The 26,044-nt window shown below is 64.4% G+C and carries 23 protein-coding genes; 11 read left to right on the forward strand and 12 right to left on the reverse strand.

Annotated elements, in window-relative coordinates; all coding sequences use genetic code 11:
• Positions 1-21: 21 nt before the first annotated feature.
• The 6 genes from CJU94_RS20585 (at position 22) to hutC (CJU94_RS20610) (ending at position 5,961) form a co-directional block, all read left to right on the forward strand.
• The gene (locus tag CJU94_RS20585) at positions 22-882 is read left to right on the forward strand and encodes a transporter substrate-binding domain-containing protein (protein ID WP_095420576.1); all 861 of its coding nucleotides are present in this window, start codon (positions 22-24) and stop codon (positions 880-882) included.
• Between the two features lie 218 nt (positions 883-1,100).
• Positions 1,101-1,823, forward strand: coding sequence for an ABC transporter permease (locus CJU94_RS20590; RefSeq protein ID WP_095420577.1), 723 nt, complete (start codon positions 1,101-1,103; stop codon positions 1,821-1,823).
• Between the two features lie 14 nt (positions 1,824-1,837).
• Positions 1,838-2,593 carry an ABC transporter permease gene (locus tag CJU94_RS20595; protein WP_095420578.1) on the forward strand — a complete coding sequence of 252 codons (756 nt, stop codon included), beginning with the start codon at positions 1,838-1,840 and terminating at the stop codon, positions 2,591-2,593.
• 35 nt (positions 2,594-2,628) lie between these two features.
• Entirely contained in the window at positions 2,629-3,420 is a 792-nt protein-coding gene (locus CJU94_RS20600; RefSeq protein WP_091802147.1) for an ABC transporter ATP-binding protein, read from the forward strand.
• Positions 3,421-3,458: 38 nt separating this feature from the next.
• On the forward strand, positions 3,459-5,108 hold the full coding sequence (locus tag CJU94_RS20605; protein ID WP_095420579.1) for an HAL/PAL/TAL family ammonia-lyase: 1,650 nt from the start codon (positions 3,459-3,461) through the stop codon (positions 5,106-5,108).
• 91 nt (positions 5,109-5,199) lie between these two features.
• On the forward strand, positions 5,200-5,961 hold the full coding sequence (gene hutC, locus CJU94_RS20610; protein ID WP_425272222.1) for a histidine utilization repressor: 762 nt from the start codon (positions 5,200-5,202) through the stop codon (positions 5,959-5,961).
• 24 nt (positions 5,962-5,985) lie between these two features.
• Here the strand turns inward: hutC (CJU94_RS20610) and hutC (CJU94_RS20615) are convergent, their stop codons facing one another.
• The 5 genes from hutC (CJU94_RS20615) to CJU94_RS20635 form a co-directional block, all read right to left on the reverse strand.
• The gene (gene hutC, locus CJU94_RS20615; RefSeq protein ID WP_095420581.1) at positions 5,986-6,789 is read right to left on the reverse strand and encodes a histidine utilization repressor; all 804 of its coding nucleotides are present in this window, start codon (positions 6,787-6,789) and stop codon (positions 5,986-5,988) included.
• A 54-nt stretch (positions 6,790-6,843) separates the two neighbouring features.
• Positions 6,844-7,713 carry an amino acid ABC transporter ATP-binding protein gene (locus CJU94_RS20620; RefSeq protein ID WP_095420582.1) on the reverse strand — a complete coding sequence of 290 codons (870 nt, stop codon included), beginning with the start codon at positions 7,711-7,713 and terminating at the stop codon, positions 6,844-6,846.
• Between the two features lie 20 nt (positions 7,714-7,733).
• On the reverse strand, positions 7,734-8,396 hold the full coding sequence (locus tag CJU94_RS20625; protein WP_095420583.1) for an amino acid ABC transporter permease: 663 nt from the start codon (positions 8,394-8,396) through the stop codon (positions 7,734-7,736).
• A 30-nt stretch (positions 8,397-8,426) separates the two neighbouring features.
• A complete protein-coding gene (locus CJU94_RS20630; RefSeq protein WP_095420584.1) occupies positions 8,427-9,077 on the reverse strand; it encodes an amino acid ABC transporter permease in 651 nt (216 codons plus the stop codon).
• A 114-nt stretch (positions 9,078-9,191) separates the two neighbouring features.
• Entirely contained in the window at positions 9,192-10,019 is an 828-nt protein-coding gene (locus CJU94_RS20635; protein ID WP_095420585.1) for a transporter substrate-binding domain-containing protein, read from the reverse strand.
• Between the two features lie 287 nt (positions 10,020-10,306).
• Here CJU94_RS20635 and CJU94_RS20640 point away from each other — a divergent pair, with 287 nt between their 5' ends.
• Both CJU94_RS20640 and CJU94_RS20645 read left to right on the forward strand, forming a co-directional pair.
• Positions 10,307-11,296, forward strand: a complete 990-nt coding sequence (locus CJU94_RS20640; RefSeq protein WP_095420586.1) for an isopenicillin N synthase family dioxygenase — start codon at positions 10,307-10,309, stop codon at positions 11,294-11,296.
• Entirely contained in the window at positions 11,293-12,705 is a 1,413-nt protein-coding gene (locus CJU94_RS20645) for an FAD-binding oxidoreductase (RefSeq protein WP_095420587.1), read from the forward strand. The genes CJU94_RS20640 and CJU94_RS20645 overlap by 4 nt, the downstream gene beginning before the upstream one ends.
• Positions 12,706-12,753: 48 nt before the next feature.
• On the opposite strand, the gene CJU94_RS20650 is transcribed toward CJU94_RS20645, so the two are convergent.
• The 3 genes from CJU94_RS20650 to CJU94_RS20660 all read right to left on the reverse strand — a co-directional run bounded on the left by CJU94_RS20650 (position 12,754) and on the right by CJU94_RS20660 (position 18,161).
• Positions 12,754-13,521: a substrate-binding domain-containing protein gene (locus CJU94_RS20650; RefSeq protein ID WP_095422716.1), complete on the reverse strand. Its 768-nt coding sequence runs from the start codon at positions 13,519-13,521 to the stop codon at positions 12,754-12,756.
• Between the two features lie 188 nt (positions 13,522-13,709).
• Positions 13,710-17,165, reverse strand: coding sequence for a GMC oxidoreductase (locus CJU94_RS20655; RefSeq protein WP_095420588.1), 3,456 nt, complete (start codon positions 17,163-17,165; stop codon positions 13,710-13,712).
• A 204-nt stretch (positions 17,166-17,369) separates the two neighbouring features.
• The gene (locus tag CJU94_RS20660) at positions 17,370-18,161 is read right to left on the reverse strand and encodes a hypothetical protein (protein ID WP_095420589.1); all 792 of its coding nucleotides are present in this window, start codon (positions 18,159-18,161) and stop codon (positions 17,370-17,372) included.
• 472 nt (positions 18,162-18,633) lie between these two features.
• Here CJU94_RS20660 and CJU94_RS20665 point away from each other — a divergent pair, with 472 nt between their 5' ends.
• Positions 18,634-20,535 (forward strand): ATP-binding protein, encoded by a 1,902-nt coding sequence (locus CJU94_RS20665; RefSeq protein WP_244221038.1) that lies wholly within the window; start codon positions 18,634-18,636, stop codon positions 20,533-20,535.
• A gap of 152 nt (positions 20,536-20,687) precedes the next feature.
• On the opposite strand, the gene CJU94_RS20670 is transcribed toward CJU94_RS20665, so the two are convergent.
• From CJU94_RS20670 to CJU94_RS20685, 4 genes are all read right to left on the reverse strand, one after another.
• Positions 20,688-21,458 (reverse strand): response regulator transcription factor, encoded by a 771-nt coding sequence (locus CJU94_RS20670; RefSeq protein WP_095420590.1) that lies wholly within the window; start codon positions 21,456-21,458, stop codon positions 20,688-20,690.
• A gap of 330 nt (positions 21,459-21,788) precedes the next feature.
• On the reverse strand, positions 21,789-22,004 hold the full coding sequence (locus tag CJU94_RS20675; RefSeq protein WP_095420591.1) for a hypothetical protein: 216 nt from the start codon (positions 22,002-22,004) through the stop codon (positions 21,789-21,791).
• A complete protein-coding gene (cydB, locus tag CJU94_RS20680) occupies positions 21,979-22,983 on the reverse strand; it encodes a cytochrome d ubiquinol oxidase subunit II (protein WP_095420592.1) in 1,005 nt (334 codons plus the stop codon). The genes CJU94_RS20675 and cydB overlap by 26 nt, the downstream gene beginning before the upstream one ends.
• Before the next feature lie 41 nt (positions 22,984-23,024).
• Positions 23,025-24,440 (reverse strand): cytochrome ubiquinol oxidase subunit I, encoded by a 1,416-nt coding sequence (locus tag CJU94_RS20685; protein WP_095420593.1) that lies wholly within the window; start codon positions 24,438-24,440, stop codon positions 23,025-23,027.
• Here CJU94_RS20685 and CJU94_RS40955 point away from each other — a divergent pair.
• The gene (locus CJU94_RS40955; RefSeq protein ID WP_157763793.1) at positions 24,439-24,606 is read left to right on the forward strand and encodes a hypothetical protein; all 168 of its coding nucleotides are present in this window, start codon (positions 24,439-24,441) and stop codon (positions 24,604-24,606) included. The two genes, CJU94_RS20685 and CJU94_RS40955, sit on opposite strands and share 2 nt — an antisense overlap.
• Positions 24,607-25,187: 581 nt before the next feature.
• Complete coding sequence (locus CJU94_RS20690; RefSeq protein ID WP_095420594.1) at positions 25,188-26,024, forward strand: NAD-dependent epimerase/dehydratase family protein; 837 nt, start codon at positions 25,188-25,190, stop codon at positions 26,022-26,024.
• The last annotated feature ends 20 nt before the right edge of the window (positions 26,025-26,044 follow it).

A 26,044-nucleotide genomic window follows, 5' to 3' on the forward strand; every position in this document is an offset into this window, starting at 1 on the left:
CTCAATCAAAGGAGTTTCGACGTGAAAGTGAAGCGCACGACGGCAGCAAAGGCATGGATCGGCGCCGTGATCGGCGCCGCGGCGATTTTCGCGGCACCGGCGCAGGCCAAAGACTGGAAGACGGTAACGATCGCGCTCGAAGGCGGCTACGCACCGTGGAATCTGACCTTGCCGGGCGGCAAGCTGGGCGGCTTCGAACCTGAACTCGTCGCGAACCTGTGCGAGCGCATCAAGCTGCAATGCAACCTCGTGGCGCAAGATTGGGACGGCATGATTCCCGGTCTGCAGGCAGGCAAATTCGATGTCCTGATGGATGCGATCTCGATCACGCCGGAGCGGGAAAAGATCATCGCCTTCTCGAAGCCGTACGCCGCCACGCCTGCTACGTTCGCCGTGGCCGATGCGAAGATTCTGCCGAAGGCCGCGCCGGGCGCGGGCGTCGTCAAGCTGTCGGGTGACCCGAAGGCCGACCAGCCGACTGTCGACGCTTTGCGCAAGCAGTTGAAGGGTAAGACCATCGGCATTCAGTCGGGCACGGTCTACACCAAGTTCATCAATGACGGCTTCAAGGACGTCGCCACGATCCGCGTCTACAAGACGTCGCCCGAGCGCGATCTGGATCTGGCCAACGGCCGCATCGACGCCTCGTTCGACGACGTGACCTACTACGCGGCCAACATCGACAAGAAAGAAACCGCGTCGATCGTGATGGCCGGCCCGAAGATCGGCGGCCCGATCTGGGGCCCGGGTGAAGGTCTGGCGTTCCGCAAGCAGGACGCCGATCTGAAAGCGAAGTTCGACACGGCGATCAGCGCGGCGCTCGCCGACGGCACCGTCAAGAAGCTTTCCAACAAGTGGTTCAAGACCGACGTCACGCCTTGATCGAGCGGGCGCCCGCGAACGTCGAGGCGGCGCGGTGCTGGCGGTGAGCCTGCGCCAGTCGCCGGCGGCGCGCTCGCTTGCCATGTCGCCGCTTTGCGCGAGGCGAAACCCGCGGGCGGCTCGCGCGTTTTCCCGGGCGCGTTCAGAGAGTACGGCGCGCGTGACCGCATTGCGCGTGCCGAGCGGTTGGATCCGCCGTAACGGATGAGAGGTAGAGAATGGCTCTGATACAGATGCTCGGCTTCGGGCCGGAAGGCTGGGGCGGCGTGTTGCTGCTCGCGGCGTTGATGACGGTCGCGCTCACCCTGGCGGCGCTCGCGGTCGGCGCCGTGTTCGGCGCGCTGGTGGCGGCGGCCAAGCTGTCGCATTTGCGCACCTTGCGCGTGGTCGGCGATATCTACACCACCGTGTTTCGCGGCGTGCCCGAACTGCTCGTCATCTATCTGTTCTATTTCGGCGGCTCGACGCTCGTCACCACTGTCGGCCAGTGGTTCGGCGCGGAAGGTTTTGTCGGCGTGCCGCCGTTCGTGATCGGCGCGCTTGCCGTGGGCATGATTTCAGGCGCCTATCAGGCCGAGGTGTATCGCTCGGCGGTGCTGGCGGTGTCGCGCGGCGAACTCGAAGCCGCGCGCTCGATCGGCATGCCCACGCTCACCATGGCGCGCCGCATCCTGATTCCTCAAGTGCTGCGTTTCGCGTTGCCCGGCATCGGCAACGTGTGGCAGTTGAGCCTGAAGGACTCGGCGCTGATCTCCGTGACGGGGCTCGCCGAATTGCTGCGCACGAGCCAGGTGGCGGCAGGGTCCACGCATCAGTACTTCACGTTCTTCGTGGTGGGCGGCGCGCTTTATCTGCTCATGACCAGCATCTCGAACCGCGTCTTCAATCGCGCCGAAGCGCGCGTGGGCCGGTCCTTCAAGCGCAACTTCGCGCGTAACTGACGAGGGCGGCCATCATGCATTTCGACTTCGACTTTCTGTTCGACACGCTCAAGCAACTGCTCGGGGCCGTGCCGACCACGCTTGGTCTGTTCTTCTGCTCGCTGATTCTCGGCGGCCTGCTCTCGCTCGTGATCGTCACGATGCGCGTGTCGCCGCACTGGCTGCCGAATCGCTTCGCGCGCGCTTATATCCTCGTGTTCCGCGGCTCGCCGCTGCTGATCCAGATGTTCCTCGTGTACTACGGCATGGGCCAGTTCGGCGTGATACGCGAGAGCTTCCTGTGGCCGGTGCTGCGCGAACCCTACATGTGCGCGGTGTTGTCGCTCGCGCTATGCACGGCCGGCTATACCGCCGAGATCATTCGCGGCGGGTTGATGGCCGTGCCGGTCGGTCAGATCGAGGCCGGCTACTCGATCGGCCTGTCGGGCTTCGCGCTGCTGCGCCGCGTGATCGGCCCGATCGCATTGCGCCAGTGCCTGCCGGCGTATTCGACCGAAGCCGTGCTGCTCGTCAAATCGACCGCGCTCGCGAGTCTCGTCACCGTGTGGGAAGTGACCGGCGTCGCGCAGCAGATCATTCAGCAAACCTATCGCACGACGGAAGTCTTCATCTGCGCCGCGCTGATCTATCTGTTCCTGAATTTTGTCATCGTGCGCCTGCTTGGCTTGCTCGAAACGCGCCTGTCGCGCCACCTGCGCGCGGCGCGCCCGCAGCCCGCGGCGAGCCGCGCGGTTTCGGGCAGCACCGAAGCGCGTCGCGCCGCGCCCTGAACGGCCGCCCATCCTGGATGAATCTGGAGAATCCCATGAACGCTACGGCACCCGTTGCACTGTCGGTCAAGAACATTCACAAGTCGTTCGGCGATCATCACGTGCTCAAGGGCATTTCGCTCGACGCCCACCAGGGCGATGTGATCTCGATTCTCGGCGCGAGCGGCTCGGGCAAGAGCACGTTCCTGCGCTGCCTGAATCTGCTCGAGACGCCCGACGACGGCTCGGTCGCGCTGGCCGGCGAAGAACTGAAAATGAAGCGCCGCAGCGACGGCAAGCTGCAGCCGAGCGACCGCCGCCAGGTGGACCGGGTGCGCTCGCAACTCGGCATGGTGTTCCAGAACTTCAATCTCTGGTCGCATATGACGGTGCTGGAGAATCTGATCGAAGGGCCGATGCGCGTGCAAAAGCGCAGCCGCGCCGAGTCGGTCGAAGAGGCCGAGGCGCTGCTGGCGAAAGTCGGCCTCGCGGAAAAGCGCGGCCACTATCCCGCGCATCTGTCGGGCGGACAGCAGCAACGCGTGGCGATTGCGCGCGCGTTGGCGATGCATCCGAAAGTCATGCTGTTCGACGAGCCGACTTCGGCGCTCGATCCCGAACTGGTGGGCGAAGTGCTGCGCGTGATGCGCTCGCTGGCCGAAGAAGGCCGCACCATGCTGGTCGTCACGCACGAAATGGGTTTCGCGCGCCACGTGTCCAATCGCGTGATGTTTCTGCATCAGGGGCAAGTGGAAGCCGACGGCACGCCCGACGAAGTGTTCGTCGAATGCAAGTCGGATCGCTTCCGGCAATTCGTGTCGAGCCATCAGGACCGCACCACCAACTGATCAGCATCACCAGGCAATCTACCGAGCAGAGCACTGACATGGCCGTGATCCGTTCCAATCGTCCTCTCGACTGGGCTCAGGTGGCAGCGGTTGCCGCCGGCGAGCCCCTCGAACTTTCCGCCGACGCCCGCGCGCGCATCGCGGCGGCGCGCGTGCTCGTCGAACAGATCGTCGAGCGCGGGATACGCGCGTATGGCGTGAACACCGGCGTCGGCGCGCTGTGCGACGTCATCGTCTCGCCGGGTGAACAGCGCACGTTGTCGCGCAACATCCTGATGAGCCACGCGGTCGGCGTCGGCGCGCCGCTCGGTGTCGCCGAAACGCGCGCGATCATGGCCGCGGCCGTCAATAACTTCGCGCATGGTCATTCGGGTATTCGTCTCGAAGTCGCGGACCAACTGGTGGCGCTGCTCAACGCGGATTGCCTGCCCGAAGTGCCGGCGTTCGGCTCGGTCGGTTATCTGAGCCACATGGCGCATATCGCGCTCGTCTGCATCGGCGAGGGCTACGTGCGCTTTCGCGGCGAACGGCTCAAAGGACGCGACGCGCTGCAGCGCATCGGGCTCGAACCGCTCGTGCTCGAAGCCAAGGAGGGCTTGAGCATGGTCAACGGCACGCCGTGCGTCACCGGCCTCGCCGCGTTGGCGCTCGCGCGTGCCGAACGCCTGCTCGACTGGACCGATATGGTCGCCTCGATGAGCTTCGAGAATCTGCGCGGTCAGCTCGCGGCTTTCGATGAAGCATCGCTTGCCTTGCGCATCTCGCCGGGGCTGAACAAGGTCGGCGAGCGGATGCGCGCCGCGTTGGCCGACAGCGGCATTCTGGCCGCGGTGGTCGGCCATCGCACGCAGGATCCGCTGAGCATGCGGACCATTCCGCACGTGCACGGCGCCGCGCGCGATGTGCTCGCCGCGACCGCCGAGGTGGTCGATCGGGAACTCGCGTCGATTACCGATAACCCGATCGTCGCCGGTACGCCGGAGGACCCGCGCGTGTATTCGCAGGCGCACGCGGTAGGCGCCTCGATCGCGCTGGCGATGGACAGTCTCGCCACCGCGATCGCGCAGGTCGCCGCGATGGCCGAGCGGCGCCTGGACCGCCTCGTCAATCCGCTGGTCAGCGGCCTGCCGGCGTTTCTCGCCGAACCGGGCGGCACCTGCTCCGGTTTCATGATCGCGCAGTACACCGCAGCGTCGCTGGTCGCGCAGAACCGGCGTCTCGCGCTGCCCGCGAGTCTCGACGGCGGCATCACCTCGGGTTTGCAGGAAGACCACCTGTGCCATGCCACGCCCGCCGCGTTGAAGGCGCTGGAGATTATCGACAACGGCGGGCGCATCGTCGCGATCGAATTGCTGGCGGCGACGCAAGCCTACGACCTGCAAAGCATCGACGCGCCGCGCGCGCCGCACACCGAAGCGCTCTGGCAGCGCGTGCGCCGCGTCGTGCCGGCGTACCGCGACGACCGGCCGCTCGCGGACGACATGAGCATCGCCTTTCGCATGATCGCCGACGAGGCGCCGCCGCCGTTGCCGAACCCTGGTAACATTGGCCCGCGACCCGTCACGTCCGCCGGCGGCGCGGCGTTGACGCCACCGGCCACGCTCACCCGTCTGGCGGCCGCGGGCCACGTGCGCGCGGCCGCGAGCGGCGCCGTCAACGACGGGCAGGCCGCCGCACACATGGCATGATGGAACAGCGCCGGTGAGCAGGCTTACCCGCCGGCAAGCCGGCCGAGGTGTACCAGTCAGGTACAACCCGCGTACCACCCACGAGGTCGGAGTGAACACAACTACAAACGCGAGAAGCGCAGAGACGCAGGACTGCCCTGATAGCAAACCGGCGACACCCGCGAAGGCGATGCCCGCCTATGAGCAGATCAAACGCTATGTGATCAGGCGCATCAGCGAAGGGGACTGGAAGCCCGGCGGCCTGATTCCGTCCGAAGCGGAACTGGTCAAGGAATTTGGCGTCGCGCGCATGACGGTGTCGCGCGCGCTGCGCGAATTGACCACCGAGCGCGTGCTTACGCGCGTGCAAGGCTCGGGCACGTTCGTCGCGCCGCAGCGCTACGAATCGACCGTGCTGGAAATCCGCAATATCGCCGACGAAATCGCCGCGCGCGGCCACCGCCATTTCGCGCGCGTGCTGACGCTCGAACCGAGCGACGACCCGAACGCGCTCGAAGCACTCGGTCTCGCCTGCGGGCCGGCGTTTCACTCGTGCATCGTGCACAGCGAGGAGGGCGAGCCGATTCAGTACGAGGACCGCTACGTCAACCCGAAGGTGTTCCCCGATTACCTGCAACAGGACTTTACGATCGAGACGCCGAATCACTACATGGTGCGGCTCGCGCCGATTCAGCGCGCGGAGTTCCGCATCTATGCGCAGAAGCCCGACGCCCATGTGCGGCGGCATCTGATGATGGATATCGGCGAACCGTGCCTGCAACTCTGGCGTCGCACCTGGGTGGGGGACGACGTGGCGACATCGGTGCAGCTGTGGCATCCGGCGTCGCGTTTTCATCTGGCGGGCAACGTCTAGCGTGGTTCGACACGGAGCGCGTTTTCAACCCTGGCGTTGCGACATATCTGGCGAGAAGCGGCAGCCTAGCCGGTAGCGCGAGCCCGGATGCACGAAACGCGCGAACGTGACCGCCACGCCGCTCGTCCACGTGCGGCGCATCAGCGTGAGACACGGCTCTTCGGCGCGGATTTCGAGCAGTTCGGCTTCGGCGCGCGTGGGCAAGCCCGCGTCGACCACGTGCTCGACGTCGTGCGCCGGCACGATCTCGAACAGATATTCCGACGGTCTGGTCGCTGAAAAATCCTGCAGCAGAAAATCCGGCGCGATCGCCGGATTCACATAGCGATCCTCCAGTTGCACCGGCAAGCCGTTCTCCCGATGCACGCAGATCACATGAAACACCGAAGCACCCGGCGCAAGCCCTAACGCGTTCGACACCATCACGGAGGCCGTTTCGCGCTGCAACAGGACGGTGTCGTAGCGATATTCGTGGCCGCGCGAGCGGATCTCGTCGCCGATATGGGCGATCATCAGCAGCGTGGATTGCGGCTTGCTCTGCGCGACGAAGGTGCCCACGCCCGAGACGCGCGTGACGAGCCCCTCTTCGGCGAGCTCGCGCAGCGCGCGATTGACCGTCATGCGCGAGACGCCGAGCGTCGCGACCAGATCGAGTTCGGACGGCAGACGGTCGCCCGCCTGGCGTTCACCCGATTCGATGATGTGCCGGATGTGGCTCTTCACCTGTTCGTAGCGCGCGGCCGGTGCATCGGCTGCGGCGCGCGCGGCTTTCATCGCCGCGGCGGACGGCGGCTTGTCGTGAGCCCGGCTGCGAACGCTGGAAGACATCGGCTGGGCCTTTGACTCAGTGCGCGCGTGAAACGGGCGGAAACCGGCGCGCGCTCATAGCGGTTGCGCGTCGTCGGGGCCGCGCGTCCAGAATGCGTTGCGGTCGAAGTAGTTTTGCAGGAACTGCCGCAACCGCGGCTGGCCGGCATCGTGAAACACATCGCGCGGGTTGCCCTGCACGGCGATCCGGCCCTGGTCGATGAACATGACCTTGTCCGCGACCTGCGCCGCGAAACCCATTTCGTGCGTGACCACGGCCATCGTCATGCCGTCGCGCGCGAGCTGCTTCATCACTTGCAGCACTTCGCCCACCAGTTCGGGGTCGAGCGCGGAGGTCGGCTCGTCGAACAGCATGATGTGCGGCTCCATGGCGAGCGCGCGCGCAATCGCCACGCGCTGCTGCTGGCCGCCCGAGAGCTTGGCCGGATACGCGTCGCCCTTGTGCGCGAGCCCGACCGTGTCGAGCATCGCATTGGCGCGGCGGCGCGCCTCGTCGCGCGACAGATGCCGCACGCGCAGCAGCGATTCCATCACGTTGCCGAGCGCGGTCATGTGCGGCCACAGATTGAACTGCTGAAACACCATGCCGACGTTGCGGCGCACGCGGTTGATCTCGCTTTGCGAGGCGCGCACGCGTTTGCCGTTGCGCTCGCTGTAGCCGAGCAGTTCGCCTTCGATGCGCACGTCGCCCTGATCGTAGGTCTCGAGTGCGGCGAGGCAGCGCAGCAGCGTGCTTTTGCCCGAACCGGACGGGCCGATGATGCAGACCACCTCCGAGCGCGCGATCTCGAGATCGACGCCGCGCAGCACTTCGACTTCGCCGAAGCGTTTGCGCAGGTCGCGCACTTCGATCAACGGCGCGCCGGGCGATGCTTTGACGTGGGCAGTGGACGCGGAGGAGGGCATGTCGGCGATGGCGTTCATAAGAGGGTCTCCGTTTTCGTTCATGCCATGAAGCGTGCGATGCGGGTTTCAGCCCACATGCCCGCGCGCGAAGTCAGTTCGACCAGCGCGAGATAGCACACGCACAGCACGAGCAGCGTTTCGACGAAGGCGAAGGTCGCCGAACCGATGCCGGTCAGCACGAACGTGAGCTCGGGCACGGTGACGATGGACAGCACGGCCGTTTCCTTGCTCAGCACGATGATCAGATTGGTGAGCGCGGGCACGATCAGCACGAGCATTTGCGGCACCTGAATCCGCATCACCGCCTGCCAGCGCGTGAGACCGAGACACGACGCCGCTTCGAGATGACCCGGTGGCACCGATTGAAAACCGGAGCGGAAGGCTTCGGCAAAATAGGCGCTGCCGTACAGGCCGAGTCCGAGCACACCCGCGGTCATCGGTTCGAGCGTGAGGCCGAAGGACGGTCCGCCGTAATAAAGCAAAAAGAGTTGCACGAGAAACGGCGTGCCGCGAAACAGTTCGATATAGACGCGCAGCGCGCCGCGCACCCAGCGGCCGCAAAACAGTTGCAGCACGGCAATCAGAAAGCCGATCAGGATGCCGATCGCGACCCCCGCAGCCCATGTGCCGAGCGTCGTGGCGAGGCCCGCGGCGATCGGCTGCAGGTGGTGCGTAATGACGGTGGGATCGAGCTTTTGCATGGATGGATTCGATGTCGGACGCAGAGCCGCTCAAGCGTGCTGCAAGCGGTGTTCGGCGGCGTGCGCGACGAGCGTGAGCGCACCGCAGATCACGAAGTAAATCAGCCCGGCGGCAAGATACGCTTCCAGCGGCCGATAGGTGCTGGCGGCGATGTTCTGCGCGGTGCGCGTCAACTCGGCCACGCCCACCACCGAGATCAGCGACGAAGCCTTGATGAGCAGCACCATTTCATTGACGAGCGACGGCAGCGTCAGACGGAACGCTTGCGGCACGAGAATGCGCCGCAGCATGTCGAACGGCGAGAGGCCGAGCATGCGCGCGGCTTCGAGATGGCCCGGCGGAATGCTGAGAAAACCGCCGCGCAGGATCTCGGCGATATAGGACGCGGAACACAGCGAGACGGCGCTGACCGCCGCCACCACCGGCGACACGTTGATGCCCGCGAACGGCAGCAGGTAGTACACCAGCAGCAATTGCACCAGCATCGGCACGCCGCGAAAGAAGAACACGTACGCGCCGCCGAACATGCGCGCCGCGCGGTTCGGCGAGAGCCGCGCCGCGCACACGCCGATCGCGACGAAGAAGCCGATCAGCAAACCTGTCAGCGAAATGCCGATAGTGGCGAGCGCCGCATGCAGCAGCAGCGGCAAGCCCTGAAGGAAGACGGTCGTGCTGAACATAAGCGTCGCTCGCTAGAACGGGAAGCGCGATGCGGCCCGGAGCGCGGTCCGCATCGCTTGCGTCACGACACGTGCATCGAAATCAGCGTGTCGGCCTGACAAAGCGTGAGGCGATCAATAGTTCGGCGCGGGCATGGTGGTGGGCGCGTCCATGGCGACACCGAACCATTTCTTCTGCAACGCGGCGAGGCGTCCGTCGTTGTGCATTTTCACGAGCGCGGCGTTGAACGCATCGGCGAGCGGCTTGCTGTCCGCATCTTTACGCAGACAGTAGGCGAAGTAAACCTTGGCGCCGAACGGCGGCTGCACCACGGCGAACGTTTCCGGGCGCTGCTTGGCCACATACGCAATGTTGGTCATGGAGTTCGCCACCGCCACGATCCGGCCTGCGGCGAGGTCGGCGTAAGCCTGATTGTTGTCGACGTATTCGCGGATTTCAGGCGGCTTCGGCAACGTCGCGACGTAGGCCTTCAGCTGGTCGAGTTGCGCCGAGCCTTTGCCCGCGCCGACCGTCTTGCCCGCGATATCCGACGATTGCTTGAGAGACGAATCGTTCGCGCGTTTGAGCAGCGCATCGGTAGCGTCCGCGATCGGCAGCGTGTACGTGTAGCGCTCCATGCGCGCCTTGGTGACGGTCAGCGGGCCGCCCACCATGTCGAACTTGCCCGCTTCCAGACCCGGCAGCACGCTTGGCCACGGCAAGTCGATAAAGCGCACCTTCACGCCCATTTCCTTGCCGATCTCGGCGAACAGATCCTTGTTGAAGCCCGCTTGCTGACCGTTTTCGAGGAAGTCGAAGGGCGCGAACTGCATCTCGGTGCCGACCACCAGTTCGCCGGCTTTTTTCACTTTGGCGAGCTGGTCTTCCGCGTGGGCGGTGACGCTTGCCGCGCACAACGCCAGCATGACCAAACGACACTTCCAGCCTGCAAGGATGCTCATGGGATTCTCCGGTTGGCAAAGCGGTGTCGCGCGAAGGTGGGCACGAAAACGGGTTCGGCGCGAGCCATGCGAGGCAGTATATACCGCAGTTTTGGCGCGAAATAAATAAACACGCGAGTAGAGAAAAGCCCTTACATGAGGCGGCGCGAAGCAACTTGCAGGTGCGCTTTTGGCGGTATATACAACTGCAATGCGCGAGGCGGAATGGCGTCTTTTCACAGAGCATTCATGCGCCTTCGTGTGCCTCTTTCATCAGTCGATACAGCCGGCCCTTCAGGAGCAGCGCGATGCCCGTGACCCGCATTCCGATCATCGATCTAGCCGGCGTTCGCGCGGGCGACCCGCAGGCTTTACAGCGCGTGGCGCGGGAAATCCGTGAAGCGTGCACGACGATCGGCTTCTTCTACATCGTCAATCATGGCGTGCCGCAAGCCTCGATCGATGCCGCGGCGCAGGCGGCGCGCCGCTTCTTCGCGTTTCCGGTGGAGACCAAGCGGCGCGCGGCGGTCAATCAACGGCATCGCGGCTTCAATGCGCTCGGCGACGCGACCATGTATCAGGCCAAACGGCCCGACTACAAGGAGTTCTTCAGCATCGGCCTCGAATTGCCGGAGGACGATCCGGACGTGCTGGCCGGTCAGGCGCTGCGCGGACCGAATAACTGGCCGGACTTCATGCCGGAGTTGCGCCCCGCGCTGTACGGCTACTATGAAGCGGTCGCGGCGTGCGGCGCCGATCTGCTGCGCGCGGTGGCGGTGAGCCTCGGCGTCGACGAACAGTTTTTCGCGCCGCGCTATACCAAACGGATGCAGCGCACCCAGATGGTCTACTATCCGCCGCAGCCGCCCCAATCGGACGACGATCAGTTCGGCGTCGCGCCGCATACCGACTACGGCTGCATCACCCTGTTATGGCAGGATCAGGTGGGCGGCCTGCAGGTGCGCGAAATCGCCAACGATACGTGGGTGGACGCACCGCCCGTCGACGGCAGCTTCGTGGTCAACGTGGGCGATCTGCTCGCACGGTGGACCAACGACCGCTTCCGTTCCACGCTGCACCGCGTGATCAATGCGTCGGGTCGCGAGCGCTATTCGATCGCGACGTTTTATGATCCGACTTACGGCGCGCTGGTCGATCCGCGCGATCTCGGCACGAACGAAGCCGAACTTAAGTATCAGCCGGTTGCCGCGGGCGACTATATTCTCGGGCGTATCAACGACTCGATGGGCTACCGGAAGAAACGCGCCGCTGAAGGCGCGCAAGGAACCGCTGCATGACAGAGAACAGCATGGCGCATCACGCAGCGCCGCTTTCCGCGACGCTCGAGGCGCTGCGCGCCGCGCTCGGTGAAGACGGCGTCCGCGTGGGCGAGCAGATTGGCGAACGCGCGCTGACCGACTGGACGCGCCACGATCCCACGCGACCCGCGGCATTGCTGTTGCCGCGCACCACGGAGCAGGTCTCGCGCGCGCTTGCGATTTGTCATGCGGCGCATCAGCCGGTGGTGCCGCAAGGCGGTATGACCGGCCTCGCGGGCGGCGCGATTGCGCGCGCCGCGGATCTGGCCTTGTCGCTCGAACGGATGGAGGGCGTCGAGGAAGTGGATGCCGCTTCCGCCACGCTGACCGTGCGCGCCGGCACGACCTTGCAGGCGGCGCAGGAAGCCGCGGCCGAAGCCGGCTTCGAACTCGCGCTCGATCTGGGCGCGCGCGGGTCCTGCCAGATCGGCGGCAATCTCGCGACCAATGCGGGCGGCAACCGGGTGATCCAGTCGGGCACCGCGCGCGACCAGGTGCTCGGTCTCGAAGTGGTGCTGGCCAACGGCGACGTGCTGACCTCGCTCGGCAAGATGGTCAAGAACAACACCGGCTATGACCTCAAACACTGGTTCATCGGCTCGGAGGGCACGCTCGGCGTGATCACGCGCGCCGTGCTGCGCTTGCACCCGCCGCGCGCCGCGCGCCATACCGCGCTGGTCGCGCTCGACGGCTACGATGCCGCCGTGAATCTGCTGCGCCGCTTGTCCACGCGGTTTGGCAACGATATCGGCGCGTTCGAAATCATGTGGCCGGACTTCTACGACTTCGGCGTGAAGCTGACCGGCACGCGTTCGCCATTCGCCGACGCGCACCCGCTCTATGCATTGATCGAACACGCGAGCTTCGATGCGGGCGACGGCGGCGAACGGTTTTCCGCCGCGTTGAGCGAAGCGCTCGAAGCAGGCGCGATCCGCGACGCCGTGATCGCGCAGTCGGTGGCCGACGTGCGCGCGTTATGGGCGATTCGCGAATGCACCGCGGAGTTTCCGGTGCGGCTCGACGCGATCAACTTCGACGTGAGCTTGCCGATCGGCGAGATCGGCGTTTTCGTCGACCGTTGCCGCGCGGCGCTCGATCAGCGCTGGCCGGGCAACGCGTCGTATTTCTTCGGGCATATCGGCGATTCGAATCTGCATGTCACGGTGGACGGCCATTCGATCCCCGGCGTCGATCATCACGCGGTGTACGCGTTCGTCTACGACATGCTGGGGCCGCTGCACGGTTCGGTGTCGGCGGAACACGGCATTGGTTTGCTCAAGCGCGAGTTCCTGCCTATCTCGCGCTCGCCGGCGGAGTTGGCGGCAATGGTCGCGATCAAGCATGCGTTGGACCCGCACGGCATTCTGAATCCGGGCAAGTTGTTCTGAACGGAGTGCGCCGTCGCCCGCGGGCGACCGCGCACTCGCTGCGCAGTTTCAATGAGCGGCGACGGAATCCAGACCCGTGGATTTGACCGCGGCTTGTGCACCGGGCGAGGCGAGGTAGTCGAGCAGCGCTTTCGCCTCCTGCGGATGCTGCGCGCCCACCGGAATGCCCGCGGCGTAGCGCGTGACCGATTGCACCGACTCCGGAATCTTGCCGACGAAGGTGGCGCCCGCCACCGGCAGCAATTCGCTGACCTGCTGGAATCCCACTTCGTAATCGCCATTGGCGACGACGGACGCGACCGGGATCTTCGGCACCATCTTCGCCTTGCTCTTCACCTGATCTTCGATGCCGAGCCGCTTGAAGAGCTCGCGCTCGATATAGACTCCGCTCGCGCTGTCCGAGTAAGCGATGGATCTGGCGCGCAGCAACGCCTCTTTCAGCGCCCCGACCGAGCTGATGTCCGGCTTCGGCGCGCCGTCGCGCACGGCCATGCCGATGCGCGAATCCGCGAGCTCGACCCGCGAGCCGGGAATCACCTTGCCTTGCTTGATGAGATCGTCGAGTGCATAGCCGACCATGATGACCACGTCCGCCCGTTCGCCGCGTTCGAGTCGGTTCGGAATGGCTTCCGGTGATTTGCCCATCGACGGGCCGAGGATGGTGTCGAGCGTATTGCCCGTCGACGCCGTGAACCCGGGGCCGAGGAGTTTGTATGCGGCAGTGAATCCGCCCGAACTCATCACGTGAAGCTCCGCCGCCTGCACATTCGCGGCGGCAACCGTGCTGCCCAGCAACGCGGCAGTCAACATGGACATACAGAAGGTTTTGATTGGCATAGGGGTGACGGTCTAAAAGTGCATGAAAGCGCTGCAGCTTGGAGACCATACCCGAACGGGCGCCAAAGGAAAACCGGCAGAATGTTGCTGAAAGCCTGCGTGCGGGCGAACGAAGGGGGCGCACGCGCAAGGTCCGCGCACCCGCCGGATAGCCCGGGCGCTCTTCGTCAATGCGCGTCCAGATACTTCGCGATCACCGGATAGACATCCACGGCGGCATTCTTGCCGAAGATACAGTCGATATGTCCATAGCCGGGAATGATGTGCCGCTCGTAAGGCTGTTCGGGGAACTGCCGGGTCAGCATCTCGTACGTGAGCAGCGTGCTCTTCGGCAGATAGGTTTCGTTTCTTTCGCCATGAATGAATCCGATCGGCCGGCGCATGCCTTCCAGCCCCTTCATGCCGTCCGCGCCTGTCAGATAGACATCCTTGCCGGCGGCATCGACCACTTTGCCGGCGCGCACCATCGCTGCAAGGTGCTTGAACACCTCGACGTCGTGTACGCCGAGCAGCTCCTGCAGATTCGCGTGAAGTGTCTCGTTCAGCTTTTCATGTTCGTAGAGCAGGCCGTACAGGAAGGTCGCGCGGTGGCAGATCGGATTGCCGCACCCTTCGTCGTGATCGAGCGGATAGAACTTGAGCGCTTCATCCAGCAGGTTATGAGGCCAGGACTTGTGTTCCGTGTACGCGGTCAGGTCGAGCACGCCGAGATGTTTCATGATGTCGGGAATATGCAGGCCGGCCTTGAGTTTCTGTAGCGTGCCCGGCACCGGATGCGTCGACACCTGCGAGATGACCGCCGAACGCACACCTTCGAGTCCCTGCAGCAGCGACATGCTCAACGCCAGGCCGCCCAGGCAGTGACCCAGTGCCTGAATTTCCGGCACACCGGTCAACTCGCGGATCTTGGCGACCGCGGCCGGAATGTCCTCGCGCGCCACCTTGTCGACGTTGGTCGGCACGAGCACGCTCGGCATTTCGATACTGACGCGCAGATCGACGAGCCACACGTCGTAGCCTGATGCGCAAAGATATTCGACCATGTTGGTCGCGATCAGGTCGGTGGAGTAGATGCGGCTCGATACGCCGGAGCCGTGAATCAGCAACACCGGGCGCGCCGCTTTGTTCGCGGGATCGTGGTAGCGCGTGAGCCTCAGCTTCGTTCCATCGGGCGTATCGAAGAAGACGACTTGCGGTGCCGGCGCGCGCAATGCACGCTTCAGACGCGGCTCGGCGTTCGGGTTGAAGTACTGCAAGGGCGCGGCCACGCCGCCGTACTCGGTAAACAGCACACCCGCGAAGAACTTGCCGAACTTCAGCGTCCATTCGAGGCGGGTCTTCAGATCGGGCGCGTGGGTGACTTCGAGCGTGCGCTGCTGCTTGAGGAAATTCTCGGGCGTGATGATCAGCGTCGCCTTGCCGAGCAGCGGTGCGTCCGCTTGCGCGGATTCGCGAATCTCAGCATAGAGCGTGTTGGTTTGCTCCCACAAGTTGATCGGCGAGCTGCGCGTAATGATCTTCTGTCCGCTCAGGTAGTAGGTCTTGCCTTCGGTGGAGTTGAGCGTCATGCGGTAATTCATGTTGCGCTCGTCCACGTCGGACGCGTCGACCACGAACAGATTGAAGGTGCCGTTGGTGATCGTCATCGGCTGCGCGGAGAGCGCGGGGCAGGTCAGCGTGCCGGCGGTGCGCGCCAGATGCTGCGGATTGCTGAGCATGTCGGCGAGATCTTCCGATTCGACGGTCAGCGTGAATTCGATCGGACTCGTCGCGGCTTCGCCCGCCACGACCGGCGTGTAGGTGCCGATCATCGTTTCGGTGAACTGCAGGCCGATCTTCTGCGGCGAGGACGGCGTCAAGGACGAGGACGCGAGTTCGGGTGTCGGCGCAGGCGGCAGGCTCGGCGTGGCGGCCGCGCCATCCGCTGTGGCGGTCACGGGGTGCGTGGCGAGCAGCAGTTCGCAATTGCGTTCGGCCAGCGCGGAAATGGTGAGAAGCGGATTGACGCCGAGCGACATCGGCATGACGGCGCCGTCCATCACGTACAGGCCGTCGTGCACCGCATTGCCCGTGGCGCCGCTGAACACGCGGCCCATATGGTCCACCACGCCGCGCTCCGCGTCTTCGCCCATGCCGCAGCCGCCGAGCGGATGCACGGTAACGGTGCGGTTGCCGACAATATCGGTGGAGATGGGGTTGCGCAGGTATTTGCCGCCGAGCGGCACGGTCGCCTGCTTGAGCGCTTGCTCGACCGCCTGAAAGATCGGCTGCTTGCCCGCGTTTTCCCACACGATGCGCGGCTCGCCTTTGCCGTCCACCTCGATCTGGCCGTTTTCGTCGTCATGCGCCATCACGAGGTAGCTTTGCGTGTGATTGAGCGCGCCGTGATACGGGCCGCGCAGAAAGCTCTCGGACGCGCGGGCGTCGTAGGCGAGTTGTTGCTCGAGCGAGCGCGGCGCGACATCCACGCCTTCGAGCGGCGCGGCGGCGCCGAGCAGGCCGACGAGCGCCGCGCCCACCGGTCCGGCGAGCGAGCCTTCTTCGATCACGTAGCCGTCCTTGACGTTCTCCGTATTGCGATGATCGATGAGGCCGGTAATGGTCGGCCCGACCGGCGGGATCTCGCCTTTCTCGTGCGCGCCCCAGCCGACGCCGTTGATCACGGGCTCGGTGTTGTACGCGAAGGCGAGCACGTCGCCGTTGCCGGTGAAGTGCTTGCCGAGCATGCCGGACACGCTCAAACCCTGATTGCGCGAGCGCAACAGCAACGCGGTCGAACCGATCGTGCCGGCCGACACGATGACGATATCGGCGCTCACGAACAGGTCGGGCGCGCCGTAGCTTTCGCGACCCAGGCTCACCAGTTGGTAGCCGACGATCCATTTCCGCGTGGCCGCGTCGCGCCGAACCGAATGGACGGCGGTTCCGGTGAAAATCTGCGCGCCGTGCGCCACGGCGTCGGGCAGATAGTTCATGTGGGTTGAATTCTTCGCGTCGTAGTTGCAGCCCGAATTGCAGTCGCCGCAGCCGACGCAAGCCTTCTGGCCGACGCCCGCGGCGTTCACGCGGTCCTCGAAGGTGACGGTGATATCCGGGCGCGTGAAGCGGTCTGCCATGCCGAGCGACTGTGCCGACATTTCCAGTGCCTGCAGTTTCGGCAGCGTCGGGTAATCCTTCGGCACCGGCGACGGTTGCAGCATCGCACGGGCGAGCGCATAGCCTTTGTCGCGGGCCGTCTTGTCGGCGCGCAATGCGGCCGGCCAGCGTTCATCCTCCCACAGGCGCGGGTCGGCTTCGAGCGCGACGTTCGCGTTGATCAGCGAGGTGCCGCCCAGACCGCAGCCGACTACCGCGTTCACATCCTCGTTCACGTGCACTTCGAGCAGGGCGAGCGGCGAGCCGATATGGGCCGCCGCCGTGTTGTACTGCACCTGCGCGGCGCCCTGAAACGGCGTGCGCGGAAATTCGCCCGCCATGAATTCGCGCCCGCGTTCGAGCACGCACACGCGCCGTCCGGCGCGCGCCATGCGGCACGCGGCTATCGCGCCGCCGTAGCCGGAACCTACGACGACCACGTCGTAATGCGATTGAATAGCGGTCACGGCGCTCGATAAGCGGTTCATCACGACCACCTCGTCTGGAAGGGAGTGCGGGGAAAAACGACCAGGACTTCGGAAGCAAGACGGTGTGCGGCGACGGCTTTTTTATCGTAGGCGGTGCGGGCTCACAAAAAAAGGCGCATCGTACGAAGCGCACGGCTTTGGCGGGGCACGTCCGCGACGTGAGAAGACGGTGCGGCTAACCCGCGCTCGCCTCGCGGCACGCTATTACGCGGCTGCTTCATTCATTTCGCTGTCGCTCGATTCCGCGGCGAGCAGGTTCAGCGCGAGCAGAATGGCGGGGCGGTTGTCGATGTCGATCTCGATGCCGAGCTCGTCCGTGAGCCAGCGGCCGATCTTGGTATTGGAAAAATCCTCGGCGCCGGCCGTCTTCTTCATGGTGACGCCGAGTTTGACGGCGCGATAGTGATAAGAGGGCACCCGATGCTGCGCTGCGACTGCCGACAAACCGCCTTTGCCTTCCGAGCACCAGCCGAGGCTGCCGGCCAGCACGATACGCTCGGGTTCGTCGAGGCTTTCGATAAACGCGCGCGCGGAGAGCCGCACGCGCTGTTCGTCCAGGCCGTATTGCAGCAGCACGCTTTCCACCGGGTCCTCCAGCGCTTGAGCATGCAGATCGATTTCCTGCGCCATGCCTTCGTTTTCCATCGATACGTTGCGCTGATGGCCGGCGCTGCGCAGGCAGTCGATCAGATAGCGGCGAAAATACGCGCACAATGCGTAGCCGTTGGACGGCGCGCTGTCGGCGCAGGCGCGGGTTTCGGTGTGGCCGGGCGCGAGGCGCAGGACTTTCGCGTAGATGAACTGGGCGACCAGTTCTTCCTTGTCCTCGCCGAGCGCCTGCAACTCCAGCGGGTGATAGGTCCGCAAGGCCCGCTTGACCAGTTCGACCATCGACACCATTTCGTCGCCGGACAACCGGGTGCGCCGGCGCCACAAATCCGGCAGGATCGCATCGTCGAGATTGCGGACGAACTCGTGGCTCGGAACTGCGCCCATGAAAACCTCCAGAAGGGGTAAGGCAACGAGCGCGGTGAGCCTGAACTGCAGGCGGGGTGTGGACGGTGGAGCTTTGAAGCCGCGCTGGAGAATGTGAATCCAGTATGGTTTCCAGCGGCCGTTTCGCCTATATGGATTAAGTGGTAGCTGATGGGTAAACTGCCGGGTAAACCATCCGGCAAGGTGCATCTCATTCGTCTGAAGAGAAACGGGTTGCACGGGAAGATCGCATCGCACTGCGGCCTCGCAGTTGCATCGCACACGCAGCGCCACGCCGTACCCGATGCGGTTGCAGTCAGGTCCGCGCCGCCCGCGTCGCCGCGCTTTCAGGCGACTCCACCGAATTTGCCGTGCCCGATGCGGTGCATCGATCGGAGCAGGCGCTAAAGCGCTAACTCCAGTCGACGCTGTGCATGGGACTGGAGTAAGCGCTAAAGCGCTAACTCCAGTCGACAAAAAAGGAGACCGCGTAATGCGGGCCGACCCGATCCAGCGTGCCATCGACGAAGATCTGGTGCGCGTGCTGTACGCACAAGACCCGATCGCTTTCTTTTCGCACTGGTTTTCGATCGCGGTGCTGGTGGCGATCTACTGGCCGAAAATACCGTCTCCGCCGCTGTTTATCACGTGCTTCGGGTTTTATGCCGCGGCCAATTGCGGCAGTCTCGCGCTATGGATCTGCAATCGCCGCTATCCCGGTCTCGTCTCGCCGCGCGGCTGGATCTATCTGCATGCGCTGCGCGGCGTGCTGCTGTACAGCGCCCCGGGCATCGCCGTGTGGTTCGCGTTCCAGAGCCCGCAAACCGACTTGCCGCTGCTGCACACAGTCATGCTCGTGACGTTGGCCGCGGGTGTGTTCATGTCGAATGGTTTCGACCTGCTGAATTTTTCGACCGCAATTCCGTTTCTGCTGTTTCCGTCGATCGTCATGCATTTCGGTACCCATACGTTCGACCGCACGATTCTCGCCATCGTCCTCGCGTTTTTCTTCTGCGCGATCAACGTCTATGCGCTGAGTTATCGCAAGCTGTTCCAGCAGGTCGTGCAGGCACGCGTCGACCAGCAATATCTGGCGGAGTCGCTGGCCGCGCAAAAACGCGTGGCCGAAGAAGCGAGCCTCGCCAAAACCCGCTTTTTTGCCGCCGCCAGTCACGACCTGCGCCAACCGCTGCACGCCATCGGCCTGCTCGCGGCCTCGCTCAACGACGCGGCGGCGACGCCCGTGCAACACGCGAAGACCGCGGAGCATATCGTCTACAACGTCGAGGCGCTGAACCAGTTGTTCAATCAGGTGCTCGATCTGGCGAGGCTCGAAAGCGGGGTGACCCAGGTGATCCGGCTGCACTTCCGCCTGTCCGAACTGTTCGAACGGGTCGGCAGCCAGTACCGTCCGCAGGCCGCCGCCAAAGGGCTGGCGCTGCGCATCGCGCCGACCGCGATGGTCGTGCATGACGATCCCGTGCTGCTCGAACGGATACTGAGCAATCTGCTTTCGAACGCGGTGCGTTACACCGAAGAAGGCGCGATCTGGCTGGGCGTTCGCCGCGCGGGGCGGCCCGCGGGCGGCTATATCGAAGTGCGCGACTCGGGGATCGGCATTCCCCCGGAGGAACACGAGCGCATCTTCGAGGAGTTCTATCAGGTCGCCAATCCGCAACGCGATGCGCGCCAGGGTCACGGTCTCGGCTTGCCGACGGTGAAGCGGCTGGTCGAGATGCTCGGCGGCAAGCTGCAACTGCGTTCGGCGCCGGGCCGCGGTTCGGTGTTCCGCTTCCCGGTGGAGGCGGGCGATGCGAGCGGCATCGTCGCGAGCCTGAACGAAGCCGTGGCAGGCGGCCCGTCGGCGCAAGGGCGGCGCGTGCTGTGCATCGACGACGATCCGTCGATTCTCGAAGGCCTCGTCAGTTTGCTGGGCCGCTGGGGGTGCAGCGTGCTCGGTGCGCGCGACGAGGCCGATGCCCTCGCGGCGCTCGAAGGCGGCTTCGTGCCCGATGCCGTGCTGTGCGATTACCAGTTGGCGAATCACCGCACCGGCGCGCAGGCGTTGACGGCGGTGCGCAACGCACGCGCGCGCGCGGGGCACGATAACGTGGTGACGCTGCTCATCACGGGCGACATGGCGTCGGCGGAACTGGCGGCGCTCGCCTTGCAGGGGATTCCGGTGCTCCACAAGCCGGTCACACCGGCGCGCCTGCGTCGCACGCTGGAGATGCTGTGGCAGCAGGCCGAACTGGACAAGGGGCGGGCGACGGCGGCGCTGGAGTTGCGCGGGGATCAAGCGGGAAGAGAAGCAGGCAAAGAAGCGGGCAAAGAAGCGGGCAAAGAAGCAGGCAAAGAAGCAGGCAAAGAAGCGGGCGGTCGGCAAGTGGCGTGATGCGGGCTGCGGAATTTCTGTCGCAACGCGAACGCACGACAGGATCGCACAGCCCGTCCGGGAGCACTCAGCATCGCAGCGCCCCGCGGCAAGGCAAGCCGCAGAACCATATGCGAACAGGCGACGCGGACGCCCCTGTCCCTCACCCCGTGCTACAGGGTTTTCCCGGCTTCCAGCCAGCCGTTGATGACGGCGATCGCCGTCGACCGGTTGTGCACGCCCAGCGCGCGGAAGATCACCGACAGATGCACCTTCACAGTCCCTTCCGCGACGCCCAGTTCGCGCGCGATCATCTTGTTGGTCCAGCCGCGATGCACGAGCCGCATGATGTCCTGCTGACGCGGCGACAGATTTTCCAGCAGATGCTGCTGGTGCGGCTGCAATGACTGAATCTGCGCGAGAGGTTCCGTGAGCGTGGCGGCGCCCTGGCTGGGCGCGCGCGCGCCGGTGGCGGCCGCGCCTTGCAGCGGCGGATCGGCGGCCGCTTCGGCGTGGGCGGGCGCCGGCTGCGCTTCACGGCAGCCCAGCAGGCTGAGGGCTTCCATGGGAACGTAGGCGCCGCCCGAGAGCACCAGTTCGATCGCCTTGAGCATGACGCTCGCGGGCTGACGTTTCGGCACGAAGCCGAGCGCGCCGGCCGCCAGCACCGCGCGCATTTCGTCCGGTGATTCTTCGGCGGAGAGGACCACGAGCGGCAGCGCCGGGTTCGCCTTGAGCAGCACCTCGAGCGACGAAGCGCCGCTCATGCCCGGCATATGCAGATCGACGATGGCGAGATCGTGATCGGCATCGGGACGCGCGAGGGTCGCGAGCGTCTCCCAGTTATCGGCTTCGTCGAACTGGGCGTCGGGATCGAGGCCGCGCAGCATGCCCTTGACGCCTTCGCGGATGAGTTCATGGTCGTCGGCTACAAGAAACTTCATGATGGCTCCGCGAGTCGGGCCCGCCCGATGTGGGCTGCCGCCGTGATAGGGTCTCGTTTTACTTCTAGCCTCGTGAATCGCATCATTGCCGCCCACCCCGCGATCTTATGCCCGACCGGTGGCGCGGCGCACCTTCCGGCTTGCCGCTCGTGTGACTGCCTATTTGTCAAATCGCCGCCGGGTCCAATGCACTGCATGATGTCTAAGGCAGGTCTCCCGCGCATAGGTTCCGGCTTGCATGGAAGACGAGCCGAACGGCCCTTTTTTGAAGCGGTCCATGCAGGATTCCGAAGGTTATGCGCTCCGGATCGAATCACGCCAAAGCAGTCGCTATTTGACTGCAAATAACGTCACATTCATCAGAATCTTGAATGCGAAGCCGAGCGACACCGCCGAGCCTACGCCGAAACACCATAGCGCGATGAACCAGAGCCAGCCCGGCAGCTTGCGAGCCGGCGCGGGCGATGCGCCGTGGTTTGCGCGATGACCCGCGCGATGACTTGCGCCGGCGTTCGTCTGCTCAGTGATAGTGATGTTGGTCGCCATGACGCACCTTGCCACGAAATACCCAATAACCCATCGTCGTATACGCGATGATGATCGGCAGAATGACCGCTGCGCCGACCAGCGTGAACATCTGGCTCGAGCGTGGCGCGGCCGCTTCCCAGAGCGTCATGCTCGACGGAATCGCGTACGGCCACAGGCTCACCAGCAGCCCCGCGTAACCAAGCAGCACCAGCAGCAGCGCGAGTGCGAACGGCGTGTTGTGATGCCGCTCACGCACCGCGCGATGCATGAAGAACGCGCAGACGGCCACGAGGAACGGCACCGGCAGCAAGCGGTAGAAGAGGCCGTCGTGGAACCAGCGTTGCGCGATGTTCGGATCCTGCAGCGGCGTCCAGAGGCTCACCATCGCGATGAAGCCGAGCAGCACGATCGTCAGCGGCCAGACCACGCGGTGCAGGCGGCGTTGCAGATCGCCTTCGGTCTTCGCCACCAGCCAGCAGCAGCCGAGCAGCGCATAGGTGACGACGAGGCCAAGACCGGTGAGCAGGCTGAACGGCGTGAGCCAGCCGAAAGCATCGCCCGCATAGGCGCCGTCGATCACGGGAATGCCTTGCAGGAACGCCCCCAGCGCGATGCCCTGAAAGAACGTCGCGCCCGCCGAACCGCCGATGAACGCCAGATCCCACAGGTGCTTCGTACGATTGGCCTTGGCGCGAATCTCGAACGACACGCCGCGAAAGATCAGGCATACGAGCATGAAGATCAGCGGCAGATAGAGCGCGGACAGCACGGTCGAGTAGACCGCCGGAAACACCGCGAACAACCCCGCGCCTCCGAGCACCAGCCAGGTCTCGTTGCCGTCCCACACCGGCGCGACGGTGTTCATCATCAGGTCGCGCTCCTTCTCATCGGGGAAGAACGGGAAGACGATGCCGATACCCAGATCGAAGCCGTCCAGCACTACATACATGAAAAGGCCCAGCGCGATGATCGCGGCCCACACTACGGTTACGTCCATGTTCTTTCTCTATCGCAAGTGGCGGGTGAAGCAGGGTGGGTTCAGGCGGCGTCGATCATGTGATCGGCGGCGGAGAGCGGGCGGCGCGCGGTCTGATTCGGTGACCGTTGCTCCGGCGCGCCGTGCGGCGTGTGTCCCGGCAAAGCGGGGCCCGTGCGCATCAGCTTGAGCATGTAGTAGATGCCGATGCCGAACACCAGGAAGTACACGATCACGAAGGCCATCAGCGAGATGCCGACCTGCTGCGTGGTCAACGGCGATACGGCCTGCGAGGTGCGCATCACGCCGTACACGACCCACGGCTGACGTCCCGCTTCGGTCGTGACCCAACCGGCCAGCAGCGTGATGAAGCCGGTCGGCCCCATCGCCACCGCCACGCGCTGAAACCACTTCGATTCGAACAGGCGTTCACGGCGGCGCAGCACCCAGGCGGCCACCGACATCAGGATCATCAGCACGCCGAGGCCGGCCATGATGCGAAAACTCCAGAACACCAACGTCGAGTTGGGCCGGTCTTGCGGCGGGAATTCCTTGAGGCCGCGAATCTCGCCGTCCCAGCTATGTGTGAGGATCAGGCTGCCCAGATGCGGAATCGATACGGCGTAGCGGGTAGTTTCCGCCTGCATGTCGGGAATGCCGAACAGGTTCAGCGCGGTGCCGCCTTTTTCGGTGTCCCACAGGCCTTCGATCGCCGCGATCTTGGCCGGCTGATATTCGCGCGTGTTCAGACCATGCTGATCGCCGACGAAAGCCTGGATCGGCGTGAGAATCAGCAGCAGCCAGAGCGCCATCGAGAACATCTTTTTGACGGCCGGATCGCGCCGTCCGCGCAGCAGATGCCACGCACCCACCGCCGCCACCACCAGCGCCGCGACGATGAATGCGGCGAGCGCCATATGCGCAAGCCGGTATGGGAACGACGGATTGAACACGATCTTGAACCAGTCGAGCGGCACGACCCGGCCATTCACGACTTCGAAGCCTTGCGGCGTTTGCATCCAGCTATTGGACGCGAGAATCCAGAAGGTCGAGATCAACGTGCCGATCGCCACCATCAGCGTGGCGCCGAAGTGGGCGCGTGGACTCACGCGCTGCCAGCCGAACAGCATGATGCCGAGGAAGCCCGCTTCGAGGAAGAACGCGGTCATGACCTCGTACATGAGCAGAGGTCCGGTGACGGGGCCCGCGAAACTGGAGAAGCCCGACCAGTTGGTGCCGAACTGGTAGCTCATCACGACGCCGGAGACGACGCCCATGCCGAAGGCGACTGCGAAGATCTTCGACCAGAACAGGCAAAGATCTTTGTAGTACGCCTTGCCGGTTTTGAGCCAGCGCCATTCGAGAACGGCGATGAAACTGGCGAGGCCGATGCTGAGCGCCGGAAAAACGATGTGGAACGAGACAGTGAACGCAAACTGGATGCGGGCGAGATCGAATGCCGATAGAGCGGAGTTCATGAGCGTGAAGTGCGTGATGACCGCGAAGGCGGACTACGCGCGTCGACTGGTGTCGGTGCGCACTGCTTTGGGCAGATGGCGCAAGAGTATGGGATCGACGGAAAGTTTGCTGCGCTGCGATCTGCGTCAAAAAACCGCGTTGTTTGGGGTTGATTTTCTTTTATGAGACAGCAAACCGTTGATGGGTATCAAGTTTTCCTGATTGCCTTCGTGCTGTCGTGTGGCGCGCGATGGTGCGCAACTGCGGCAATCGACCGCGCCGCAGCAACCTGCCAGGACGAAGGTCGCGCACGCATGGAGCCAGGCGCGGTGCTGGCCGTCGAACTGTCGCAAGTGCGGCGGGACCGCTCAGGCAGTCCACACCAACCGTCGCGCTGATAACGGATCGGGTTGAGTGCCATGCTATCGCGGCAATTCAGCTCGCCCGTGCGCGTTGCCGGTCCGCGTGCGCTAAGTGGAGTCCGCGTGGGGACGACACGTGCGATCTTCACGTCGCTCATTCCACCAAAAAAGCATTCCTAGTTATACGATGTCACATAAATGGAATATCGATATGGCGTTGATTATAAAGAGAAGTCTGACAATGGAAGGGCTGGAATAAGGGTAAGTGCCTAATTGAAATCGAAGCTGGCATCGATAATAGTACGTTATCGTACAACTATCGCTGGATCGGCCGGCAGTGCCGTGACGACGCAAAGCGATTGCGATATCCGAGTTCGATCGCGCACGGCGCAGTAAAGGAACCCTATGAAAAAGATTGCTCTGAGTGGAGCCGGTGGTCAGCTAGGCTCGGTGGTGCGCGCCGCGTTGATCGCGCGCGGCACGCCGTTGCGTTCGGCCGCGGGCTCGAAAGCCCTCGTGCCCCTGGTGGATGGCGAAGACGTGATGCACGGCGACCTGCGCGACCCCGCGGTCGTGGACCGCCTGCTGGAAGGTGTCGACGTCCTGATCCATTTCGCGGGTACCAGCGTGGAGCGGCCGCTGCCCGAGATCATCGAGAACAATCTGCGCGGGTTGGTCGAGGTGTACGAAGGCGCGCGCCGCCAGGGCGTGCGGCGCATCGTGTTCGCCAGTTCGAATCACGCTATCGGCATGTACCCCGTGACTGAACATCTGAGCCTCGATTGCGAGTTGCGCCCTGACGGTTTTTACGGGCTGAGCAAGGTGTGGGGTGAAGCGCTGGCCAGAATGTACTGGGACAAACACGGTATCGAGAGTGTGTGCGTGCGCATCGGCAGCTGCCTCGAGCGGCCGACCGAGCCGCGGCATCTGAGCACCTGGTTCGGCCATCGCGATCTGCTGCATTTCCTCGACCGCTGTGTCGAAGCCGAGAAGGTGGGCTTCCTGACCATCTGGGGTGTGTCGGCCAATACGCGAAGCTGGTGGGACAACAGCGGCGCCGAGCGGCTGGGCTATCGGCCGACGCAAAACGCCGAAGCCTACGCCGAAGAGATTCTCGCGCGGCCGAATCCGCTCGACGCGCTGGGTCAGCGCTTCCAGGGCGGCAGCTTTGTGGGTATCGACTATTCGCGCGATGATGCCGGCCCGGACGGCTCGGCCGCTTGCGCAACGCGGCCTGCTTGAGCAGTCCAGGACAACGAGGA

It is taken from the genome of Paraburkholderia aromaticivorans (genome assembly GCF_002278075.1).
Taxonomy (GTDB): domain Bacteria; phylum Pseudomonadota; class Gammaproteobacteria; order Burkholderiales; family Burkholderiaceae; genus Paraburkholderia; species Paraburkholderia aromaticivorans.

What these genes read in the sequence shown, in the direction of transcription:
- CJU94_RS20590 (WP_095420577.1), top strand. Translation starts at nt 1,101, where the DNA reads ATGGCTCTGATACAGATGCTCGGCTTCGGGCCGGAAGGCTGGGGCGGC.
- CJU94_RS20595 (WP_095420578.1), top strand. Translation starts at nt 1,838, where the DNA reads ATGCATTTCGACTTCGACTTTCTGTTCGACACGCTCAAGCAACTGCTC.
- CJU94_RS20600 (WP_091802147.1), top strand. Translation starts at nt 2,629, where the DNA reads ATGAACGCTACGGCACCCGTTGCACTGTCGGTCAAGAACATTCACAAG.
- CJU94_RS20605 (WP_095420579.1), top strand. Translation starts at nt 3,459, where the DNA reads ATGGCCGTGATCCGTTCCAATCGTCCTCTCGACTGGGCTCAGGTGGCA.
- hutC (WP_095420581.1), bottom strand. Translation starts at nt 6,789, where the DNA reads ATGTCTTCCAGCGTTCGCAGCCGGGCTCACGACAAGCCGCCGTCCGCC.
- CJU94_RS20620 (WP_095420582.1), bottom strand. Translation starts at nt 7,713, where the DNA reads ATGAACGCCATCGCCGACATGCCCTCCTCCGCGTCCACTGCCCACGTC.
- CJU94_RS20625 (WP_095420583.1), bottom strand. Translation starts at nt 8,396, where the DNA reads ATGCAAAAGCTCGATCCCACCGTCATTACGCACCACCTGCAGCCGATC.
- CJU94_RS20630 (WP_095420584.1), bottom strand. Translation starts at nt 9,077, where the DNA reads ATGTTCAGCACGACCGTCTTCCTTCAGGGCTTGCCGCTGCTGCTGCAT.
- CJU94_RS20635 (WP_095420585.1), bottom strand. Translation starts at nt 10,019, where the DNA reads ATGAGCATCCTTGCAGGCTGGAAGTGTCGTTTGGTCATGCTGGCGTTG.
- CJU94_RS20640 (WP_095420586.1), top strand. Translation starts at nt 10,307, where the DNA reads ATGCCCGTGACCCGCATTCCGATCATCGATCTAGCCGGCGTTCGCGCG.
- CJU94_RS20645 (WP_095420587.1), top strand. Translation starts at nt 11,293, where the DNA reads ATGACAGAGAACAGCATGGCGCATCACGCAGCGCCGCTTTCCGCGACG.
- CJU94_RS20650 (WP_095422716.1), bottom strand. Translation starts at nt 13,521, where the DNA reads ATGTCCATGTTGACTGCCGCGTTGCTGGGCAGCACGGTTGCCGCCGCG.
- CJU94_RS20655 (WP_095420588.1), bottom strand. Translation starts at nt 17,165, where the DNA reads ATGAACCGCTTATCGAGCGCCGTGACCGCTATTCAATCGCATTACGAC.
- CJU94_RS20660 (WP_095420589.1), bottom strand. Translation starts at nt 18,161, where the DNA reads ATGGGCGCAGTTCCGAGCCACGAGTTCGTCCGCAATCTCGACGATGCG.
- CJU94_RS20665 (WP_244221038.1), top strand. Translation starts at nt 18,634, where the DNA reads ATGCGGGCCGACCCGATCCAGCGTGCCATCGACGAAGATCTGGTGCGC.
- CJU94_RS20670 (WP_095420590.1), bottom strand. Translation starts at nt 21,458, where the DNA reads ATGAAGTTTCTTGTAGCCGACGACCATGAACTCATCCGCGAAGGCGTC.
- CJU94_RS20675 (WP_095420591.1), bottom strand. Translation starts at nt 22,004, where the DNA reads ATGGCGACCAACATCACTATCACTGAGCAGACGAACGCCGGCGCAAGT.
- cydB (WP_095420592.1), bottom strand. Translation starts at nt 22,983, where the DNA reads ATGGACGTAACCGTAGTGTGGGCCGCGATCATCGCGCTGGGCCTTTTC.
- CJU94_RS40955 (WP_157763793.1), top strand. Translation starts at nt 24,439, where the DNA reads ATGAGCGTGAAGTGCGTGATGACCGCGAAGGCGGACTACGCGCGTCGA.
- CJU94_RS20685 (WP_095420593.1), bottom strand. Translation starts at nt 24,440, where the DNA reads ATGAACTCCGCTCTATCGGCATTCGATCTCGCCCGCATCCAGTTTGCG.
- CJU94_RS20690 (WP_095420594.1), top strand. Translation starts at nt 25,188, where the DNA reads ATGAAAAAGATTGCTCTGAGTGGAGCCGGTGGTCAGCTAGGCTCGGTG.